The sequence below is a fragment of the Kitasatospora sp. NPDC057940 genome (assembly GCF_042887425.1).
Classification (GTDB): Bacteria; Actinomycetota; Actinomycetes; order Streptomycetales; family Streptomycetaceae; genus Kitasatospora.
The window spans coordinates 23,405-42,241 of record NZ_JBHVPH010000041.1 but is presented as its reverse complement, the minus strand read 5'-3'; the positions used below and the strand labels follow the sequence as shown (position 1 = coordinate 42,241).

The window sequence follows — 18,837 nt, the reverse complement described above, 5'->3', positions numbered from 1 at the left end:
CCCGGGTCGGCCGCCGTACGTCCCGACCCCGGCCCGAGGACGCCCTGGCGGCAGCCCTCGCAGGAACGAAAGAGCAGTGCCCATGGCCCGCGACCTCACCCCCGGCACCGGCATCCGCAAGGGCCGGCTGAGGGTGTACCTCGGTTCCGCCCCGGGGGTCGGCAAGACCTACCGGATGCTGGACGAGGCCCGGCGCAGACAGGAGCGCGGGGCCGACGTCGCGGTCGGGTACATCGAGTGCCACGGCCGCCGCCACACCGAGGGCATGCTGGACGGCCTGGAGGTCCTGCCGCGTGTCCAACGCTCCTACCGCGACGCCGAGTTCGACGAGATGGACCTCGACGGGGTGCTCACCCGCCGTCCGTCCGTCGTGCTGGTCGACGAACTGGCGCACACCAACATCCCCGGCGGCCGCCACGCCAAGCGCTGGCAGGACGTCGAGGAACTGCTGGCCGCCGGGATCGACGTCATCACCACCGTCAACATCCAGCACCTGGAATCGCTGAACGACGTCGTCCAGAAGATCACCGGCATCCCGCAGCGCGAGACCGTCCCGGACGAGGTGGTCCGCCGGGCCGACCAGATCGAACTCGTCGACATGGCCCCGCAGGCGCTGCGCCGCCGGATGGCCCACGGCAACGTCTACAGGGCGGAGAAGGTGGACGCCGCGCTCTCCAACTACTTCCGGGTCGGCAACCTCACCGCCCTGCGCGAACTCGCCCTGCTCTGGGTGGCCGGGCGGGTCGACGAGGGCCTGCGCGACTACCGGGCCAGCCACAACATCGACCGCGTCTGGGAGACCCGCGAACGCGTCGTGGTCGCCCTCACCGGCGGCCCCGAGGGCGAGACCCTGATCCGCCGCGCCGCCCGGATCGCCGACCGCACCGCCGGCGGCGACCTGCTGGCCGTCCACGTCACCCGCAGCGACGGCCTGGCCGGCGCCTCCTCCGGCGCGCTCGCCCAGCAGCGCCAGCTGGTCGAGACCCTCGGCGGCAGCTACCACGTGGTGGTCGGCGACGACATCCCCACCGCGCTGCTCACCTTCGCCCGCGCCCACGACGCCACCCAGCTGGTGCTCGGCACCAGCCGCCGCGGCCGGATCAACCGCTTCCTCACCGGCCCCGGCATCGGCGAGACCACCGTGGACGAATCCGAGGACATCGACGTCCACATGGTCACCCACGAGTTCACCGGCCGCGGCCGGCTGCCCTCGCTCGGCCGCCGCCACTCCAGGCGCCGCACCATCGCCGGCTACGCGGCCGGCCTCGTGGTGCCCTGGCTGCTGACCGCGATCCTGTCCCAGGCGCACGAGAGCATCAACCTCACCACCGACGCGCTGATCTTCCAGCTCGGCGTGGTCATCGTCGCCCTGCTCGGCGGCGCGGTCTCCGCCCTGCTGGCCTCGGTCACCGCCTCGCTGCTGCTCAACTACTACTTCATCCCGCCGATACACGCCCTGACCATCGGCGAGACCAACAACATCGTCGCCCTGATCGTCTTCGCCTCCGTCGCGCTCGCCGTCGCCACCATCGTCGACCACGCCAGCCGGCTCACCAGCCGTGCCGCCCGTGCCACCGCCGAGGCCGAGACCCTCTCCACCCTGGCCGGCAGCGTGCTGCGGGGCGCCGACGCCCTGTCCGCCCTGATGGAGAAGTCCCGGACGGCCTTCGGCATGCAGGCCGTCGCGCTGCTCTCCCGGGCCGACGACGAGGTGCTCGCCCACTCCGAGGCCGAGCACCAGGACGACTCCGACGGGCAGAGCGAGACCACCGAGGTGCCGGTCGGCGCGGACGCCGTCCTGGTCCTCACCGGCCGCCGGCTGCCGGCCGCCGACCAGCGCGTCCTCACCGCCTTCGCCGCGCACGTCGCCGTCGCGCTGGAACGCGACCGGCTCGCCATGGTCGCCGCCGAGGTCGAGCCGATCAAGGCCGCCGACCGGATGCGCACCGCCCTGCTCGCCGCCGTCAGCCACGACCTGCGCACCCCGCTCGCCGCGGCGCTCGCCTCGGTCGGCTCGCTGCGCAGCCCCGACGTCGAGTTCTCGCCCGAGGACCAGGCCGAACTGCTCGCCACCGCCGACGAGTCGCTGGTCAAGCTCACCCGCCTGGTCGACAACCTGCTCGACATGAGCCGCCTCCAGGCCGGCGCGCTCACCCTGCACCTCACCGAGACCCACCTCGACGAGATCCTGCCCCGGGCGCTCGACAGCCTCCCCGACCCGTACGCCCCGATCCAGCCGCTCGACCTGGACACCGCGCCGCCGGTGCTCGCCGACCCGCCGCTGCTGGAGCGGGTGCTCGCCAACGTGATCACCAACGCGCTGCGCTACAACGCGCCCGGCGCGCCCGTCCTGGTCACCGCCAGCCACCACGCCGACCTGGTCGAGATCCGGGTGATCGACCGCGGCCCCGGCATCGCCCCCGAGGAGCGCGACCGGGTCTTCCTGCCCTTCCAGCGCCTCGGCGACACCGACAACACCACCGGTGTCGGCCTCGGCCTCGCGCTCTCCCGCGGTCTGGCCGAGGCCATGGGCGGCAGCCTGGAGGTCGAGGACACCCCCGGGGGCGGCACCACCATGCTGCTCACCCTGCCCGCCGCCACTCGGGAGGAGCCCGTTCATGAGTGGACGAACTGAACGAACCGCCGACAGGTACGTGTCCCGCGAAGCGACCGCCGGGCGGAGCGAGGTGGCCGCATGAGCGAGATCCTGATCGTCGACGACGAACCGGCCCTGCTGCGCACGCTGCGGATCAACCTCAGCGCCCGGCAGTACGCCGTGCGGACGGCCGCCAGCGGCGGCGAGGCGCTGGACCGCGCCGCACACTCCGCCCCGGACGCCGTGCTGCTCGACCTCGGCCTGCCGGACCTGGACGGCATGGACGTGCTGCGCGGCCTGCGCACCCACAGCGCGATGCCGATCATCGTGCTCTCCGGCCGGTCCGGCGCCGCCGACAAGGTCGGCGCCCTCGACGCGGGCGCCGACGACTACCTCACCAAGCCGTTCCTGATGGAGGAACTGCTGGCCCGGCTGCGCGCCGTGCTGCGCCGGCCGCTGGGCGGTGCCCCGCTGGGGCGACCGGTGATAGGCGACCACACCGTCGACCTGACGGCCACCACGGTGACCGGCCCGCGGGGCCCGGTGCGGCTCACCCCGACCGAGTGGCGGATCCTCGCCCTGCTGGTGGCCAACCCGGGCCGGCTGGTGCCCGGGCGGCAGATCCTGCGCGAGGTGTGGGGGCCGGCCCAGGAGGCGCGCGGCAACTACCTGCGGGTCTACCTGGCCGGGCTGCGCCGCAAGTTGGAGCGCGATCCGGCCCGCCCGCGGCACCTGATCACCGAACCGGGGATCGGGTACCGGTACGAGCCCTGAGCGCCGCCCCGGCCGCCGCCGCGTCAACGACCCGTCAAGAGCGGGCCGGAGGCCGACAGGGGAGCGTCAAGGCAGGCCCGGAGCGGTGGTCCGTGGGCGTAGCGTCAGTGCTGACCGAGCGGGCCCGGCTCCAATGTGGGGGAGGCCCGGACCGCTCCAGCCGCCGTTGAACGGCGGCCAGCAGGTGGGGGAGGGGCGCGCGACATCCGTCGCGCGCCCCTTGAACTTTCCAGGGGGGCCGTTCAGCCCCCGCCGGTGCTCCCGGACTGCCGGGGCAGCGCCAACGCCACGGTGTCCGCGAACTCCCGCACCGCGCTCGTCCGGCTGACCACCCGGCCGCTGTGCACCACCAGCCGGCTGTGGCCGCCCGCGAGCGCCCCGGCCAGGCTGTCCCCGCGCACCGCCAGCAGCTCCGCCGGGAACCCGGCGTCCACCCGGACCGGCGGCAGCCCGAGCGCCGCCCGGGCCTGGTTCGCCACCGCGTCGTACGCCGCCTCCAGGTCCAACTCCCCGCCCGCCGCCAGCAGGTACGCCGACTCCAGCGGATCCGCCCGGCCGACCGGGTTGGACTGGTCCCGCAGCGCGCCGCTGCCGGCCGCCAGCGGCACCCGGGCCGCCGTCAACTCCCGGAGCAGGCCCGGCCGCAGCCCCGTCGACCGGCCCTCCAGCCCGGTGCAGCCGCCGTTCTGCGGCAGGCAGACCACCCGCACCCCGCCGGTCGCCAGCACCGTGGACGCGCCCCGGGCCAGCGCCCCGCACGGCCCGAGCGTCACCCGCGGCCGCAGCGGGGCCAACGCGCCGACCAGTCGGGCGAGTTGGGCCGGATCGCCGGCCGTGGTGTGCAGGTCCACCGAGCAGTCCGCCTCCCGGGCGGCCTCCAGCAGCACCTGGACGTACCCGGCCGGATCCGGGTCCAGCTCCGGGCAGCCGCCGGCCGCGGTGGCGCCCAGCTTGAGCGCCTCGCGCAGTTGCGCCCGGCCGTCGGCGCCGGCCCGGCCGGTGAGCAGCCGGGGCATCGCCACCGCCTGGAGCTCGGCCAGGCCGCGCAGCGCCTGCCGGGCGGTGAGCACCGCCTCCAGCCGGCGCAGCCCGTGCACGTCGCCGATCCGGACGTGGGTGCGCTGGGCGGTGGCGCCGTAGCCGAGCGAGGCGAGCGCGGCCTCGGTGACCCGCCGGGTGAGGTCGGAGGGGCTCTCCGGCGGCGGGTCGGCGAGGGCGGCGGAGAAGGCGGTGTCGTAGTGGGCGTGCGCCTCGGCGGGGGCCGGCAGCAGCAGATAGCCCTTGAGGTCGATCCTGGCGCCCGTGGTGATGGTGGGCGCGCCGGGCAGGGCGGGTAGCGGGCCGAGGCTGCCGACGGTGCCGACGGCCTGGATCCGGTCACCGCTGATCCGGACGTCCACCACCCGCCCGTCGGCCAACCGGGCGCCGGTGAGCAGGAGGACCGGCCCGTGCCCGAGCGGGTTGGCTGTCGGGCCGGAGCCGGAGTGCGGTCCGTCGGCGGCTGCGCTGTCCATCGCAGGCTCCTTCCCGCGCTGGCCCGTCCGGTCGGTCGGACCGTCCTGATCCCGGGTCGTCCTGATCCCGGGTCGTTCTGACGCCCCGGGCCGTCCCCGTCAATGAGGATCGAGCCTATGGCGCGTGGGGGCGGGGCGCTCGGAGGCGGGCAATAGTCGTATCGGGTCGGGCCGTGCGGCTGGTGGGCCGATCGAACGCGGGGCCTTGGATCGTCCGTCCGTTCACCTCGCCGACCTGCGGTCTTCGCGTCGGGATACGGATTTCACCTCTGGGCGCGGAACGTGTAATCTCTTCCTCGTTCGCCCCTATAGCTCAGTCGGTAGAGCGTCTCCATGGTAAGGAGAAGGTCTGCGGTTCGATTCCGCATGGGGGCTCTGGTGAAAAGCAGTCGGCTTCGGTTGTGCTGCGGATCACTGTGGCGGTGTAGCTCAGTTGGTAGAGCAAGCGGCTCATAATCGCTGTGTCACCGGTTCAAGTCCGGTCACCGCTACCCCGCGTAGTCGGTCGGGAGATCGCACTCCCGGTCGGCTACTCTTGTTGTGTTCTTATTCGTTGTCCCAGGAAGGCACTCCCGTGGCTGCCACCGACGTCCGCCCGAAGATCACGCTGGCCTGCGTGGAGTGCAAGGAGCGGAACTACATCACCAAGAAGAACCGGCGTAACGACCCGGACCGTCTTGAGATGAAGAAGCACTGCCCCCGCTGCAACTCGCACACCGCGCACCGCGAGACCCGCTGACCCTCTCGCAGGGCATCGGGCCTGTGTGACAGGTCTTGAGCTCCGGGCCGCATCCCTCAGGGGGTGCGGCCCGGAGTTTTTCGCGTATGCACCCATGCGCGCCCCGCCGGCGGCAACGGCCGCCGGATCCACCGTGCTTCCGAGGAGTTGCCCCATGGCACTCGACCCCTCCTTCATCGGGCGGACCTACCCGCCCACCGAGCCGTACGAGGTCGGCCGGGAGAAGATCCGCGAGTTCGCGATCGCGATCGGGGACACCAATCCGGCGTTCACCGATCCGGCGGTGGCGAAGGCGCTGGGCCACCCCGACGTGATCGCCCCGACGACCTTCCCGTTCGTGATCACCTACCAGGCGGCCTCCCAGGTGGTCGAGGACCCGGAGCTGGGCCTGGACTACAGCCGAGTGGTGCACGGGGACCAGAAGTTCTCCTACTCCCGCCCGGTGCTGGCCGGCGACCGGCTGACGGTCGCGGTCACCATCGACAACATCAAGTCGCTGGCGGGCAACGACGTGCTCACCGTGCGTGGCGAGGTGTCGGACGCGATCGGCGAGCACGTGGTGACGTCGGTCATGACGCTGGTGGCCCGGGCCGCCGACGAGACGGGGAAGTGAACACGATGGCGATCAGCTACGACGAGGTCGAGGTCGGCACCCAGCTGCCGGCGCAGTCCTTCCCCGTGACCCGCGACACCCTGGTGCGGTACGCGGGTGCCTCCGGCGACTTCAACCCGATCCACTGGAACGAGAAGTTCGCCGTGGAGGTCGGCCTGCCGGACGTCATCGCGCACGGAATGTTCACCATGGCTGCGGCCATTCGGGTGGTGACCGACTGGGTCGGCGACCCGGCCGCGGTGGTCGAGTACGGCGTCCGCTTCACCCGCCCCGTCCCGGTGCCGAACGACGGCGTCGGCGCGGTGGTCGAGGTGTCGGCCAAGGTCGCCAAGCTGCTGGACGACCGCAAGGTGCAGGTCGACCTGCTGGCCACCACCGGCGGGCAGAAGGTGCTCGGGATGTCCAGGGCGGTCGTCCGGCTCGCCTGAGGCCCCTCTTTCGGCTGCGGCGGGGCCCGTTCGACGGGATTCCCGCCGCGCCCGTCGGCCTTGCGAAGATAGTGATTGGCCACTAACTTGACTCCCATGGCGAGGACGAGCATGCGGATGAGCGCGGAGGAGCGGCGCGAGAGCGTCGTTCGCGCCGCGGTGATCGAATTCGCCAGGAGCGGCTACCGGGGGACGTCCACCGAGGCGATCGCCCGCCGGGTGGGTGTCTCGCAGCCGTACCTGTTCCGGCTGTTCCCCGGCAAGCAGGCGATCTTCACGGCCGCCGCCGAGCGCTGCATCGAGGAGACCTGGAAGGTCTTCGACGAGGCCTCGGTCGGGCTGACCGGGCCGGCGGCCGCCCAGGCGATGTCCGAGGCGTACCTGGGCCTGGTCGCGGACAGCGAGCAGCTCATGATGCAGATGCAGCTCTACGTCTCGGTGTTCGCGGCCCGGACGACCGGCGAGGACGAGATCGGGGAGACCGCCCGGAGGCTCTGGGAGGAGCTGTTCGAGCGGGTCAGGAACCGGATCGGCGGTGACGTGCAGGGCGCCGCGGAGTTCTTCGCGTACGGGATGCTGATCAACACGCTGGTGGCGCTGGGGTACCCCCGGGACCACCGGATCTGGAGCGGCCTGGGCTTCGGAGAGCACGAAGAGCACGAAGAGCAGGAAGCGCGCGAAGAGCGCGAAGAGCACGGAGAGCACGGCGAGGGCGGGGAGTAGCGGGCCGCACGGTGGAGTCCGTGCGGCCTTTTTTCGGGCCTCAAAAGTTAGTGATCAATAACTATCTAAGACCCCTGGGGGGAAGTCATGTCGGAGAGAACGGAAGAACAGGGCCTCGGACGGCTCGGTGTCTGGACGCTGGTGATCACCAGCGTCGCGGGCTTCATGGCCAGCCTGGACAACCTGGTCGTCACCACCGCGCTGCCGTCCATCCGCGAGGACCTCGGCGGCGGGCTGTCCGACCTGGAGTGGACGGTCAGCGCCTACACCCTGTCCTTCGCCGTCCTGCTGATGTTCGGCGCCGCGCTCGGCGACCGGTTCGGCCGCCGCCGGATCTTCCTGGTCGGGCTCACGCTCTTCACCGCCGGCTCCGCCGCCGCCGCCCTCTCGCCGGGCATCGGCGCGCTGATCGCCGCCCGCGCCGTCCAGGGCGCCGGCGCCGCGGTCTCCATGCCGCTCACCCTCACCCTGCTCACCGCCGCGGTGCCGGCGGCCAGGCGGGGCCTCGCCTTCGGCATCTGGGCGGGCGTCAACGGCCTGGCCGTCGCCACCGGACCGCTGGTCGGCGGGACGCTCACCGAGCACTTCTCCTGGCAGTGGATCTTCTGGGTGAACGTCCCGGTCGGCCTCGTCCTGATCCCGCTCGCCGCCCTCAAGCTCCGCGAGAGCCGGGGCGCCAACCCGGCGCTGGACGCGGTCGGCACGATCCTGGTCAGCCTGGGCCTGTTCGGCGTCGTCCTCGGCCTGATCCGCGGCAACCCGGACGGCTGGACCAGCCCGCTGGTGCTCGGCTCCCTGATCGGCGGCGTCGCGCTGCTCACCGCCTTCGTGCTGTACGAGCAGCGCTGGGCCGAGCACCCGATGCTCCCGATGCGGCTGTTCCGCAGCCGGGCCTTCTCCGCCGTCAACGCCTCCGGCCTGCTGATGTTCCTCGGGATGTTCGGCTCGATCTTCCTGATCAGCCAGCACCTGCAGAGCGTGGGCGGCTACAGCCCGCAGGAGGCCGGCATCCGGATGCTCCCGTGGACCGGCATGCCGCTGATCGTCGCCCCGATCGCGGGCATCCTGGCCGACCGCTTCGGCGGCCGCCCCATCGTGGTCACCGGGCTGCTGCTGCAGGGCGCCGGCCTGGCGATGTACGCGGCGATCACGGGCGGCAGCACCGGCTACGACTACGCCGCCGAGATCCCCGCCGTGGTGATCTGCGGCATCGGCATGTCGCTGTACTTCGCCCCGACCGCCGCCCTGGTGATGGACAGCGTCCGGCCGGAGGAGCAGGGCATCGCCTCCGGCGCCAACAACGCGCTGCGCGAGGTCGGCGGCGCGCTCGGCGTGGCCGTCCTCTCGGCGGTGTTCTCGGCGCAGGGCGGGTACACGTCGGAGCAGTCCTTCATCGACGGCCTGGTGCCCGCGCTGTACGTCGGCGCCGGGGTGGTGGCGGTCGCGGCGGTCTGCGCGTTCTTCCTCCCGCGCCGGGTGAAGCCCGCGGCCGTCGCCGACGAGCCGGCCGCCGTGGAGCCGGAGCGGGCCGGTGCAGAGCGGGTCGGTGCAGAGCAGACCGCTGCCGAGCGGGCCGAGGACGCGGCGCCCGTCCCCGCCGAGGCCTCGAAGGCCTGACCGGCCGATCCGGGTGCGGGTGCGGGGGCGGCCGGGCGGCCGCCCCCGCACCCGTACGCTGGTGGGCGTGCTGGTAGAAAACGACGCCCTCCTCGCCCCGCTGACCACGCTCCGGCTCGGCGGCCCGGCCCGCCGCCTGGTGACCGCCCACACCGACGACGAGGTGATCGCCGCCGTCCGCGAGGCCGACGAGGCCGGCGAGCCGCTGCTGGTCCTCGGCGGCGGCTCCAACCTGGTGATCGGCGACGCCGGCTTCCCCGGCACCGTGCTGCGGATCGCGACCACCGGCTTCGCCCTGGACGGCACCGTGCTGGAGCTGGCGGCCGGCGAGGTCTGGTCGGAGGCGGTCGCCCGCGCGGTGCGCGAGCACGGCCTGGCGGGCGTCGAGTTCCTGGCCGGCATCCCCGGCTCGGCCGGTGCCACCCCGGTGCAGAACGTCGGCGCGTACGGCCAGGAGGTCGCCCAGTCGATCACCGAGGTGGTCGCCTACGACCGCACGGCCGGCGAGGTGGTCACGCTCCCCAACGCCGAGTGCGCGTTCTCCTACCGGCACAGCCGCTTCAAGGCCGAGCCGGACCGCTACGTGGTGCTGCGGGTGCGGTTCGCCCTGGCCGACCACGAGGGGCTCTCCACTCCGGTCAAGTACGCCGAGGTGGCCAGGCACTTCGGCGTCGAGCAGGGCGAGCGGGTGCCGCTGGAGCGGGCGCACGACGCGGTGCTGGGGCTGCGCTCCGGCAAGGGCATGGTGCTGGACCCGGCGGACCACGACACCTGGTCGGCCGGCTCCTTCTTCACCAACCCGGTGCTCACCGCCGCCCAGTACGAGTCCTTCCGGACCCGCCCGGGCACCGAGAACGCCCCCGCCTACCCGGCGCCGGAGGGCTGCACCAAGACCTCGGCCGCCTGGCTGATCGACCGGGCCGGCTTCGGCAAGGGCTACGGCAGCGGCCCGGCGACGCTCTCCACGAAGCACACCCTGGCGCTCACCAACCGCGGCGCGGCCACCGCCGAGGACCTGCTGGCGCTGGCCCGGGAGATCCGGGACGGCGTCCGCGAGGCCTTCGGGGTCGAGCTGGTGAACGAGCCGGTGATGATCGGCGTCAAGCTCTAGGCCCGGTCCGCGAGGCACGCCTCAGGTGCCGCTGACCAGCCAGGTGTCGATGTCCGCCAGCAGCTCCTTGCGGACGGCCTCCGGCGCGCGCGAGCCGCGGACGGACTGCCGTGCCAGCTCGGCGAGTTCGGCGTCGTCGAAGCCGAGGACGTCGCGGGCCAGGTCGTACTGGGCGGCCAGCCGGCTGCCGAACAGCAGCGGGTCGTCCGCGCCCAGGGCCAGCGGCACGCCGGCGTCGAACAGCCGCCGCAGCGGGACGTCCTCGGGGCGCTCGTAGACGCCGAGCGAGACGTTCGAGGACGGGCAGACCTCGCAGGTGATCTGGCGGTCCGCCAGCCGTTCCATCAGCCGGGGGTCCTCGGCGGCGCGGACGCCGTGGCCGATCCGGCCGGCGCCCAGGTCGTCCAGGCAGTCCCGGACGGACTCGGGCCCGGCCAGCTCGCCGCCGTGCGGGGCGGCCAGCAGCCCGCCCTTGCGGGCGATCTCGAAGGCCCGGTCGAAGTCCCGGGCGAGGCCGCGCCGCTCGTCGTTGGAGAGGCCGAAGCCGACCACGCCCTGGTCGGCGTACCGGACGGCGAGCCGGGCCAGCGTCCGCGCGTCCATCGGGGACTTCATCCGGTTCGCCGCGACCAGCACCCGGATGCCCACCCCGGTGGCCGTGGCGGCGTTCTCCACGGCGTCCAGGATCAGCTCCAGTGCGGGGATCAGCCCGCCCAGCCGGGGCGCGTACGAGGTCGGGTCGACCTGGATCTCCAGCCAGCGGGAGCCGTCCCGCCGCTCGTCCTGGGCGGTCTCCAGGACCAGCCGGCGGATGTCCTCCTCGTCCCGCAGCACCGAGCGGGCGGTGTCGTACAGGCGCTGGAAGCGGAACCAGCCGCGTTCGTCGGTGGCCCGCAGTTGCGGCGGCTCGCCGGAGCTGAGCGCCTCCGGCAGTCGGACGCCGTGCTTGTCGGCCAGCTCCAGCAGGGTGGCGGGCCGCATCGAGCCGGTGAAGTGCAGGTGCAGGTGGGCCTTCGGGAGGTCCCTGACGTCTCGCGGATTCAACAGGCGTTCCATTCGCCGATACTGCCGCATCGGACCCCCAAACGGGAACCGCCCTCCTTCCGTCCCCCGAAGGGGTGAAAGAGGGCGGTACCCGACGTGGAGCGCGGGTGTCAGCGGGCGTCAGCGGACGCCGACGGGTGTCAGTCGCGGGCCTCGCCGAGCAGCTTCTGCAGCCGGCCGATGCCCTCGGCCAGGTCGGCGTCGCCGAGCGCGTAGGAGAACCGCAGGTAGCCGGGGGTGCCGAAGGCCTCGCCCGGGACGGCCGCGACCTCGGCCTCGTCCAGGATCAGCGAGGCCAGCTCGCCGGAGCTCTCCGGGCGCCGGCCGCGGATCTCCTTGCCCAGCAGGCCCTTGACGGACGGGTACACGTAGAACGCGCCCTCCGGCTCGGGGCAGTACACGCCCTCGATCTCGTTGAGCATCCGCACGATGGTCTTGCGGCGGCGGTCGAAGGCGGTGCGCATCTCGTGCACGGCGGACAGGTCGCCGCTGACGGCGGCGATCGCGGCGCGCTGGGCGACGTTGGAGACGTTCGAGGTGGCGTGCGACTGCAGGTTGGTCGCGGCCTTGATGACGTCCTTGGGGCCGATCACCCAGCCCACCCGCCAGCCGGTCATCGCGTAGGTCTTGGCGACGCCGTTGACCACGACGCACTTGTCGGCCAGCTCGGGCAGCAGGGCCGGCAGCGAGGTGAAGGAGGCGTCGCCGTACACCAGGTGCTCGTAGATCTCGTCGGTGAGCACCCAGAGGCCGTGCTCCAGCGCCCAGCGGCCGATCGCCTCGGCCTCGGCCTCGGTGTACACCGCGCCGGTCGGGTTGGACGGCGAGACGAAGAGCACCACCTTGGTGTTCTCGGTGCGGGCGGCCTCCAGCTGCTCGACCGAGACCTTGTAACCGGTGGTCTCGTCGGTCACGACCTCCACCGGGACGCCGCCGGCGAGCTGGACCGACTCCGGGTAGGTGGTCCAGTACGGGGCCGGGACGATGACCTCGTCGCCCGGGTCCAGGATCGCGGCGAACGCCTCGTAGATCGCCTGCTTGCCGCCGTTGGTGACCAGCACCTGGGAGGCGTCCACCTCGTAGCCGGAGTCGCGCAGCGTCTTGGCGGCGATCGCGGACTTCAGCTCGGGCAGGCCACCCGCCGGGGTGTAGCGGTGGTTCTTCGGGTCGCGGCAGGCCTCGACGGCCGCCTCGACGATGTAGTCCGGGGTGGGGAAGTCGGGCTCGCCGGCTCCGAAGCCGATCACCGGACGGCCGGCCGCCTTGAGGGCCTTGGCCTTGGCGTCCACGGCGAGGGTCGCGGACTCGGCGATCGCACCGATCCGGGCGGAGACCCGGCGGTCGGCGGGGCGGATGGAACGGTCGGGCTGCGGGGTGGAAGCGCTCATGCCTGCATCGTCGCAGAACCGGGACGGACCGGGCATCGCGGTTTCACCATCCGTACCGGACCGTCCACATGGCGGCGCCCGTCGATCCGTCGGTGATCATGCGGGCATGCCGGACATATGCCGGACAACCGGTGCTCCCGGAAGAAGAGGTTCGACCAAACACCCCTCGACCACGTATGCTCACTGCTCGACGGCCCGCCGAGAAAGAACCGGAGCTTCACCAGCTGTGCAGACAGCCGGGGGAGATGCGGTAGGTTGGTCGCTACGGAGTCGCGAGACCCCGTAGGGCAATAGCTCAATTGGTAGAGCACCGGTCTCCAAAACCGGCGGTTGGGGGTTCAAGTCCCTCTTGCCCTGCTGCTTGATCCGTTTTCAGCCCGTTCGCTCCACAGAGCGAGCGGGCTTGATGCGGAGAGGGCCGAATCAGCACCGCTTGTAGCCGGCCGTTCGTGCCCCATCGGGCGCGAGCCGCTCGGCCGGACCCGGATTCAGGTGAGGACGAGTGACGGAGACCACGGGCTCCACCGCAACGCCTGAGAGCGGCAACCCTGAGGGGGCCGACGGCGCTGCCGAGACCACGCCCGCCGAGGGCGAGGACAAGTCGCTCTCGCGCCGCGAGCGCAAGCGCGCCGCCCGCGCCGGCGACAAGAAGTCCGGCAAGCGCGGCAAGATGGGCCCGTTCGCCCGGATCGGCCTGTTCTACCGCCAGATCATCGCCGAACTGCGCAAGGTCGTCTGGCCCACCCGCAGCGAGCTCACCCAGTACACGACCGTCGTCGTCGTGTTCGTGGTGGTCGTGATGGGCTTCGTGGCCGGCCTCGACTACGGCCTCTCCAAGCTGAGCCTCCTGGTCTTCGGCTGACCTGGCCGTCCCACCTCCGTAGCAGTCTCCCGACCCGGGCCGAATCATCGGCCCGGGTCGCGCTGTCTGCGCCGGACGTACGCGGCCGCTACCGTGGACTCGGTACTGTTGAAGTCTCCGAGTCCTCTCCTGGCGCCCGCGCGAGCGGCAGCCCGCCGGAGCCGGCCCCGGAGCGCGCCACCTTCACCATCTCCAGGAAAGAAGCAGCCACCGTGTCTGAGTCCCCCCTGTACGACGCCGACGAGACCGTCCGCGAGGCGGATGTCGCCGCCGAGCTGGACGCGGCCGAGCTGGCTGACGAAGCCGAGTCCGCCGAGCAGATCGTTGACGCCGTGGACGGCGACGAGGACGAGGTCGAGGCGCAGGACGAGGCCGAGGCCGGCGAGCCCGCCGAGGAGGCGGCGCTGCACGTGGAGGACGACGTGGAGCCCGCCGCCGAGGAGACCGAGGCCGACGCCGACGCCGAGGAGGCCGAGGCTGAGGAGGCCGTCGAGGTCGACCCGGTCGCCAAGTTCCGCGAGGACCTGCGCTTCATGCCGGGCGAGTGGTACGTGATCCACACCTACGCCGGCTACGAGAACCGGGTGAAGCAGAACCTGGAGCAGCGCGCCGTCTCGCTGAACGTCGAGGAGTACATCTTCCAGGCCGAGGTGCCGCAGGAGGAGGTCGTCCAGATCAAGAACGGCGACCGCAAGACCATCCGCCAGAACAAGCTCCCCGGCTACGTCCTGGTGCGCATGGACCTCACCCCCGAGTCCTGGGGCGTCGTACGCAACACCCCCGGTGTCACCGGCTTCGTCGGCAACGCCTACGACCCGTACCCGCTGACCCTGGACGAGGTCGTCAAGATGCTCGCCCCGGACGTCGAGCGCCAGGCGGCCAAGGAGGCCGGCAAGCCCTCGCCGATCAAGCCCAGCGAGATCCAGGTGCTGGACTTCGAGGTCGGCGACTCGGTCACCGTCACCGACGGTCCGTTCGCGACGCTGCAGGCGACCATCAACGAGATCAACCCCGACTCGAAGAAGGTCAAGGGCCTGGTCGAGATCTTCGGCCGGGAGACCCCGGTCGAGCTCTCCTTCGACCAGATCCAGAAGAACTAGTCCCACGGTCTTCGGATCCGGGGCGGGGCCGAGGGCCCTGCCCCGGATCCGTTTTGGTCCAGCGGCGCTAAGGCGTTAGCCTGGTTCGATGTGTGTGTTGGCGGCCGGGTGTCGCCCCGGTTCCGCACACACCAGCACTCACCTCTCGGAAGGACCCGGAGAGACATGCCTCCCAAGAAGAAGAAGGTCACGGGGCTTATCAAGCTCCAGATCAACGCCGGTGCGGCCAACCCGGCGCCGCCGGTCGGCCCCGCGCTGGGCCAGCACGGCGTCAACATCATGGAGTTCTGCAAGGCCTACAACGCTGCGACCGAGTCGCAGCGCGGCATGATCGTGCCGGTGGAGATCACGGTCTACGACGACCGTTCCTTCACCTTCATCACGAAGACGCCGCCGGCCGCGCGCCTCATCCTGAAGGCCGCCGGTGTGGACAAGGGCTCCAGCGAGCCGCACAAGACCAAGGTCGCCAAGCTCACCAGCGCCCAGGTCCGCGACATCGCGACCACCAAGATGCCCGACCTGAACGCCAACGACCTGGACGCGGCGGAGAAGATCATCGCCGGCACCGCCCGGTCGATGGGCATCACCGTCGAGGGCTGACCAGCTCTTTTCGTCCCTGTGGTAGGGCCTGCGCAGGCCCGTGATACCACGACTCCCATCACCATTCAGGAGCAGCAGTGAAGCGCAGCAAGGCTCTGAAGGCCGCGGACGCTCAGGTCGACCGCGACCGCCTCTACGCCCCCCTCGAGGCCATCCGCCTCGCCAAGGCCACCAGCACCACCAAGTTCGACGGCACCGTCGAGGTCGCCATGCGTCTGGGCGTCGACCCGCGCAAGGCCGACCAGATGGTCCGCAGCACCGTGATCCTCCCGCACGGCACCGGTAAGACCGCTCGGGTCCTGGTCTTCGCGACCGGTGACCGTGCCGAGGCCGCGCGTGCTGCGGGCGCCGACATCGTCGGCTCCGACGAGCTGATCGACGAGGTCGCCAAGGGCCGTCTGGACTTCGACGCCGTCGTCGCCACCCCGGACCTCATGGGCAAGGTCGGCCGCCTCGGCCGCGTGCTCGGTCCCCGTGGTCTGATGCCGAACCCGAAGACCGGCACCGTGACCCCGGACGTCGCCAAGGCTGTCAACGACATCAAGGGCGGCAAGATCGAGTTCCGCGTCGACAAGCACTCGAACCTGCACTTCATCATCGGTAAGGCCTCCTTCACCGACGAGCAGCTGGTCGAGAACTACGCCGCCGCGCTGGACGAGGTGCTCCGCGCCAAGCCGTCCGCCGCCAAGGGCCGCTACATCAAGAAGACCGCCATCAGCACCACGATCGGCCCCGGCATCCCCGTGGACCCGAACCGCACCCGCAACCTCTTCGTCGAAGAGGACCCGGCCGCGGTCTGAGCCGATCGGCTCTGAAGCAGTCTGCACAGCGGGCCCGCACCCCCTTCACCGGGGGTGCGGGCCCGCAGTCGTTTCCGGATCGGGACAGGGGTGGATGGGAACGGTTGCCCGAAGCGTCGTACGCTCTGCCGGTCAGATCATGTGCAGAACGTGTGACCGTCGGAGCGTGCCGTGCCGCCCACCCTTCGCCCCGCCGTCGCGGTGGCCACCCTGCTGCTGATCGGTGCCACCACCGGGTGCAGCCTGCTGGCCGCCCCGGGAACCCGCACCCCCGACGGCGACCCCGCGCCCGTACCGCCCCGCCAGGTGGTGCTCGCCGCCGCCCAGGCGCTGGACGACGCCGGCGGCGCCCGGATCGACGTGGTCGAGGAGGGCCCGGCCGGCCGCCGCACCGCGAGCGGCACCCTGACCTGGGGCACCCGGGACGAGGGCGCCCTGACCGTCACCGACGAGCAGGGCACCGGGCAGCTGACCCTGAGGGACGGCGCACTCGACCTCGGCTACCAGGGCGCCGCGCCCAAGCACGCGGACCGGGACGGCGCCGAGTCGCTCGATCCGCGGGCGACCACCGGCCCCGGCGGCTACGCGGGCGGCTGGATGACCGCCCTGGTCACCAACCCGGGCAGCCGCGCGTACCAGATCGCGCAGGCCGGGAAGCTCGGCTCGCTCGGCGGCGAGCAGCTGGCCGGGATGACCGTGGCGCACTACCAGGGCACCACGCCGGTGGCCGAATACTTCGGCGCGGACCAGGAGTTGACCCCCGCGCGACTCGCCGCGGTGGTCGACTGGTACCGCCGGCGAGGGGTGTCGGCGATCGGTTACGACGTCTGGGTCGGGCCCGGCGAGCGGCTGCTGAGACTGCGGGAGACGGCCCGGGGGAGCGACGGCACCACGGTGACCACGACGGATGTCTCGACCCCCGGAGAAGGGGACACGCCCCCGGCCGAAACCGGGTGACGTGAGGGGGCCGTCCGGCGCGTGCGGCATCTGGCGATCCGTTAGAGTCCGCGTGGAAGAAGCCGAAAATCGGTTCTTCATCGGATCGTTCGGATCTCACGGGGGACTTCATGCGCGCTGCGCGCCTCGCCTCGACCGTCGTCACCGCGGCCGTGCTGCTCGGTGCCGTCACCGCCTGCGGCAGCAAGGGCGGCGACGCCAAGAGCGGCGACGCGGCGTCGGCCGGAGACCCCAAGGCCGCGCTGGCCGCCTCCGCCCTGGTGATGCAGAAGGCCGGCAACGGCAAGGTCACCATGGTCTCCCCGGACGGCTCGACCCACACCGCGGGCAGCGGCGACGCCGACTGGAAGGACCCGAACCGGACGGCCGTCGACCTGACGGGCGAGGTGGAGACCAAGAAGATCCGGTTCCGGGTGATCGGGACCGACGGCTACCTCGGCGGCGGCGACACCGAGGCCGCCGCCATGGGCGGCAAGCACTGGATCAAGCTGCCCGCCTCGAACGAACTCGGCGACGGCGTCCTGCTGATGAGCCAGCTGCTCAACCCCGTCGCCCAGCTCGGGCTCGCCGCGCAGAGCGGCAAGCCCGCCAAGGTCGGCCAGGAGAGCCTGGACGGCGTCCAGGTCACCCACCTGCGGGTGGTCGAGGAGGCCTCCGCCATGGTGGCCGGCATGCCGGCGCTCACGGCCGACCAGCGCACGGCCGTCCAGAAGTCCCTGGAACAGGACGGCAGGACCCTCACCATCGACCTCTGGCTCAACGGCCGGCAGGAACTCGTCCAGTACCAGGAGTACGGCGACAAGAACGGCGAGCACGACGCCGTCACCGTCAAGTACGCGGACCTCGGCAAGGCCGCGAAGATCGACGCCCCCGCCGCCACCGACCTCGGCAGCGAGACCGATCTCCTCAAACTGCTCGGCTGATCCGCCGAGCCCGCGCACCGGAGCCGACACGGCTCCCTCCGTATCGAACGGCCGGCCCCGGGCGCGGTGCGCCCGGGGCCGGCAGGGGGATTCATGGCTGGAACCCGCAAGACCGCCACCGTCGTCGTCCTCGCCGCTCTGGCGTTGACCGCGACGGCCTGCAACAACAACGACGGCAGCAAGGACGCCGCTTCGGCGCCGACCACCGGGGCGGCGGCCGTGCCGGCCGCCGCGACGCACACCAAGGCGACCCCGGCCGTCCTCCTGGAGCAGGTCGTCCAGAAGACCGGCGCCGCCAAGTCGGCCAAGGTCACCCAGTCGGCCACGGTGGGCGACATCGCCGTCAAGGGCGAGGGCGCCGTCTCCTGGGCCGACGGCCTCCAGGGCGAGCTCGCCCAGGACCTGTCGGGCTCTGCGATGAGCAAGGCCATCTCGTCCCTGACCGGCGGCCAGACCGTGTCCTACCGCTACACCAAGGACGCGATGTACCTGCGCCTGGGCGGCGGAGTGGTCGACGCCCTCGGCGGTCGGCACTGGCTGCACTACAGCAAGGACGACCTGGCCAAGACCGCCAGTGGCACGGCCGACCAGCTCAAGGACACGGACCCGGTCGAGGGCGTCCGGCTGCTGATCGCGACCGGCAACGCGAAAGAGGTGGGGCAGGAGCAGCTGAACGGCAAGGCCACCACCCACTACACCGGTGAGCTCGACGCCGACAAGATCGCCGGGATGGCCGGCAAGGGCGTGACTCCGGAGCAGCTCGAGAAGGCCAAGGAGAAGCTGGCCGCCAGCGGCCTCACCAGCGAGCGGATCGACCTCTGGGTGGACGCCGACCAGTTGGTCGTCCAGCGGAGCGCGACCGGTGACACCAAGGCGGGCGCGTTCAAGTCCACGGTCCTCTACTCGGACTACGGCACGCCGGTCACCGCCACGGTGCCGGAGGCGGCCGACACGGTGGAACTGGCCGAGCTGGCGAAGCTGGGCAAGGGGGGCGCCACCGGTTGATCCGGGGCAGGGTGGCAAGGTGGCCGGAACGAAAGCCGCCGAC

The 18,837-nt window shown here is 72.0% G+C and carries 18 protein-coding genes and 3 tRNA genes; 18 read left to right on the top strand and 3 right to left on the bottom strand.

Translation table 11 applies throughout. The features are described 5' to 3' along the window. Positions 1-82 precede the first annotated feature (82 nt). Positions 83-2,635: an ATP-binding protein gene (locus tag ACFVTF_RS35895; protein WP_387818222.1), complete on the top strand. Its 2,553-nt coding sequence runs from the start codon at positions 83-85 to the stop codon at positions 2,633-2,635. A gap of 60 nt (positions 2,636-2,695) precedes the next feature. Beyond that, on the top strand, positions 2,696-3,370 hold the full coding sequence (locus ACFVTF_RS35890; RefSeq protein WP_371518387.1) for a response regulator: 675 nt from the start codon (positions 2,696-2,698) through the stop codon (positions 3,368-3,370). A gap of 242 nt (positions 3,371-3,612) precedes the next feature. Here ACFVTF_RS35890 and ACFVTF_RS35885 read toward each other — a convergent pair whose 3' ends face one another. Then, entirely contained in the window at positions 3,613-4,884 is a 1,272-nt protein-coding gene (locus tag ACFVTF_RS35885; RefSeq protein WP_387818220.1) for a hydrolase, read from the bottom strand. Positions 4,885-5,186: 302 nt separating this feature from the next. Here ACFVTF_RS35885 and ACFVTF_RS35880 point away from each other — a divergent pair. From ACFVTF_RS35880 to ACFVTF_RS35845, 8 genes are all read left to right on the top strand, one after another. Further along, positions 5,187-5,259 (top strand) — tRNA-Thr (locus ACFVTF_RS35880). A gap of 43 nt (positions 5,260-5,302) precedes the next feature. Further along, positions 5,303-5,375, top strand: a tRNA-Met gene (locus ACFVTF_RS35875). A gap of 83 nt (positions 5,376-5,458) precedes the next feature. Further along, positions 5,459-5,623 carry a 50S ribosomal protein L33 gene (gene rpmG, locus ACFVTF_RS35870; RefSeq protein ID WP_006604855.1) on the top strand — a complete coding sequence of 55 codons (165 nt, stop codon included), beginning with the start codon at positions 5,459-5,461 and terminating at the stop codon, positions 5,621-5,623. Positions 5,624-5,777: 154 nt separating this feature from the next. Further along, positions 5,778-6,236, top strand: a complete 459-nt coding sequence (locus tag ACFVTF_RS35865; RefSeq protein WP_363369376.1) for a MaoC family dehydratase N-terminal domain-containing protein — start codon at positions 5,778-5,780, stop codon at positions 6,234-6,236. 5 nt (positions 6,237-6,241) lie between these two features. Beyond that, a complete protein-coding gene (locus tag ACFVTF_RS35860; protein WP_063351327.1) occupies positions 6,242-6,664 on the top strand; it encodes a MaoC family dehydratase in 423 nt (140 codons plus the stop codon). Positions 6,665-6,760: 96 nt separating this feature from the next. Next, positions 6,761-7,387, top strand: a complete 627-nt coding sequence (locus tag ACFVTF_RS35855; RefSeq protein ID WP_387818218.1) for a TetR/AcrR family transcriptional regulator — start codon at positions 6,761-6,763, stop codon at positions 7,385-7,387. A gap of 87 nt (positions 7,388-7,474) precedes the next feature. After that, positions 7,475-9,004 (top strand): MFS transporter, encoded by a 1,530-nt coding sequence (locus ACFVTF_RS35850; RefSeq protein ID WP_387818216.1) that lies wholly within the window; start codon positions 7,475-7,477, stop codon positions 9,002-9,004. 67 nt (positions 9,005-9,071) lie between these two features. Beyond that, a complete protein-coding gene (locus tag ACFVTF_RS35845; protein WP_387818214.1) occupies positions 9,072-10,115 on the top strand; it encodes a UDP-N-acetylmuramate dehydrogenase in 1,044 nt (347 codons plus the stop codon). A gap of 21 nt (positions 10,116-10,136) precedes the next feature. Here ACFVTF_RS35845 and ACFVTF_RS35840 read toward each other — a convergent pair whose 3' ends face one another. Continuing rightward, positions 10,137-11,171 (bottom strand): adenosine deaminase, encoded by a 1,035-nt coding sequence (locus ACFVTF_RS35840; RefSeq protein ID WP_387818212.1) that lies wholly within the window; start codon positions 11,169-11,171, stop codon positions 10,137-10,139. Between the two features lie 128 nt (positions 11,172-11,299). Further along, positions 11,300-12,547, bottom strand: coding sequence for a pyridoxal phosphate-dependent aminotransferase (locus ACFVTF_RS35835; protein WP_387818210.1), 1,248 nt, complete (start codon positions 12,545-12,547; stop codon positions 11,300-11,302). A gap of 284 nt (positions 12,548-12,831) precedes the next feature. On the opposite strand from ACFVTF_RS35835, the gene ACFVTF_RS35830 reads away from it, so the two are divergent. The 8 genes from ACFVTF_RS35830 to ACFVTF_RS35795 all read left to right on the top strand — a co-directional run bounded on the left by ACFVTF_RS35830 (position 12,832) and on the right by ACFVTF_RS35795 (position 18,794). Next, a tRNA-Trp gene (locus ACFVTF_RS35830) sits at positions 12,832-12,904 on the top strand. 145 nt (positions 12,905-13,049) lie between these two features. After that, positions 13,050-13,409, top strand: a complete 360-nt coding sequence (gene secE, locus ACFVTF_RS35825) for a preprotein translocase subunit SecE (protein ID WP_371518399.1) — start codon at positions 13,050-13,052, stop codon at positions 13,407-13,409. A 212-nt stretch (positions 13,410-13,621) separates the two neighbouring features. Continuing rightward, a complete protein-coding gene (gene nusG / locus ACFVTF_RS35820; protein WP_387818208.1) occupies positions 13,622-14,509 on the top strand; it encodes a transcription termination/antitermination protein NusG in 888 nt (295 codons plus the stop codon). Positions 14,510-14,674: 165 nt separating this feature from the next. Beyond that, positions 14,675-15,109: a 50S ribosomal protein L11 gene (rplK, locus tag ACFVTF_RS35815; protein ID WP_063348931.1), complete on the top strand. Its 435-nt coding sequence runs from the start codon at positions 14,675-14,677 to the stop codon at positions 15,107-15,109. Positions 15,110-15,186: 77 nt separating this feature from the next. After that, a complete protein-coding gene (gene rplA, locus ACFVTF_RS35810; protein WP_363580057.1) occupies positions 15,187-15,909 on the top strand; it encodes a 50S ribosomal protein L1 in 723 nt (240 codons plus the stop codon). 171 nt (positions 15,910-16,080) lie between these two features. Further along, complete coding sequence (locus ACFVTF_RS35805; RefSeq protein ID WP_387818206.1) at positions 16,081-16,866, top strand: hypothetical protein; 786 nt, start codon at positions 16,081-16,083, stop codon at positions 16,864-16,866. 110 nt (positions 16,867-16,976) lie between these two features. Then, positions 16,977-17,789 carry a hypothetical protein gene (locus ACFVTF_RS35800; RefSeq protein ID WP_387818204.1) on the top strand — a complete coding sequence of 271 codons (813 nt, stop codon included), beginning with the start codon at positions 16,977-16,979 and terminating at the stop codon, positions 17,787-17,789. Between the two features lie 93 nt (positions 17,790-17,882). After that, entirely contained in the window at positions 17,883-18,794 is a 912-nt protein-coding gene (locus ACFVTF_RS35795) for a hypothetical protein (protein ID WP_387818202.1), read from the top strand. Positions 18,795-18,837: the final 43 nt, after the last annotated feature.

Bases quoted from the DNA above. Each gene is read 5' to 3' on its own strand.
- ACFVTF_RS35895 (WP_387818222.1), top strand. From the start codon at position 83: ATGGCCCGCGACCTCACCCCCGGCACCGGCATCCGCAAGGGCCGGCTG.
- ACFVTF_RS35890 (WP_371518387.1), top strand. From the start codon at position 2,696: ATGAGCGAGATCCTGATCGTCGACGACGAACCGGCCCTGCTGCGCACG.
- ACFVTF_RS35885 (WP_387818220.1), bottom strand. From the start codon at position 4,884: ATGGACAGCGCAGCCGCCGACGGACCGCACTCCGGCTCCGGCCCGACA.
- ACFVTF_RS35865 (WP_363369376.1), top strand. From the start codon at position 5,778: ATGGCACTCGACCCCTCCTTCATCGGGCGGACCTACCCGCCCACCGAG.
- ACFVTF_RS35860 (WP_063351327.1), top strand. From the start codon at position 6,242: ATGGCGATCAGCTACGACGAGGTCGAGGTCGGCACCCAGCTGCCGGCG.
- ACFVTF_RS35855 (WP_387818218.1), top strand. From the start codon at position 6,761: ATGGCGAGGACGAGCATGCGGATGAGCGCGGAGGAGCGGCGCGAGAGC.
- ACFVTF_RS35850 (WP_387818216.1), top strand. From the start codon at position 7,475: ATGTCGGAGAGAACGGAAGAACAGGGCCTCGGACGGCTCGGTGTCTGG.
- ACFVTF_RS35840 (WP_387818212.1), bottom strand. From the start codon at position 11,171: ATGGAACGCCTGTTGAATCCGCGAGACGTCAGGGACCTCCCGAAGGCC.
- ACFVTF_RS35835 (WP_387818210.1), bottom strand. From the start codon at position 12,547: ATGAGCGCTTCCACCCCGCAGCCCGACCGTTCCATCCGCCCCGCCGAC.
- rplK (WP_063348931.1), top strand. From the start codon at position 14,675: ATGCCTCCCAAGAAGAAGAAGGTCACGGGGCTTATCAAGCTCCAGATC.
- ACFVTF_RS35800 (WP_387818204.1), top strand. From the start codon at position 16,977: ATGCGCGCTGCGCGCCTCGCCTCGACCGTCGTCACCGCGGCCGTGCTG.
- ACFVTF_RS35795 (WP_387818202.1), top strand. From the start codon at position 17,883: ATGGCTGGAACCCGCAAGACCGCCACCGTCGTCGTCCTCGCCGCTCTG.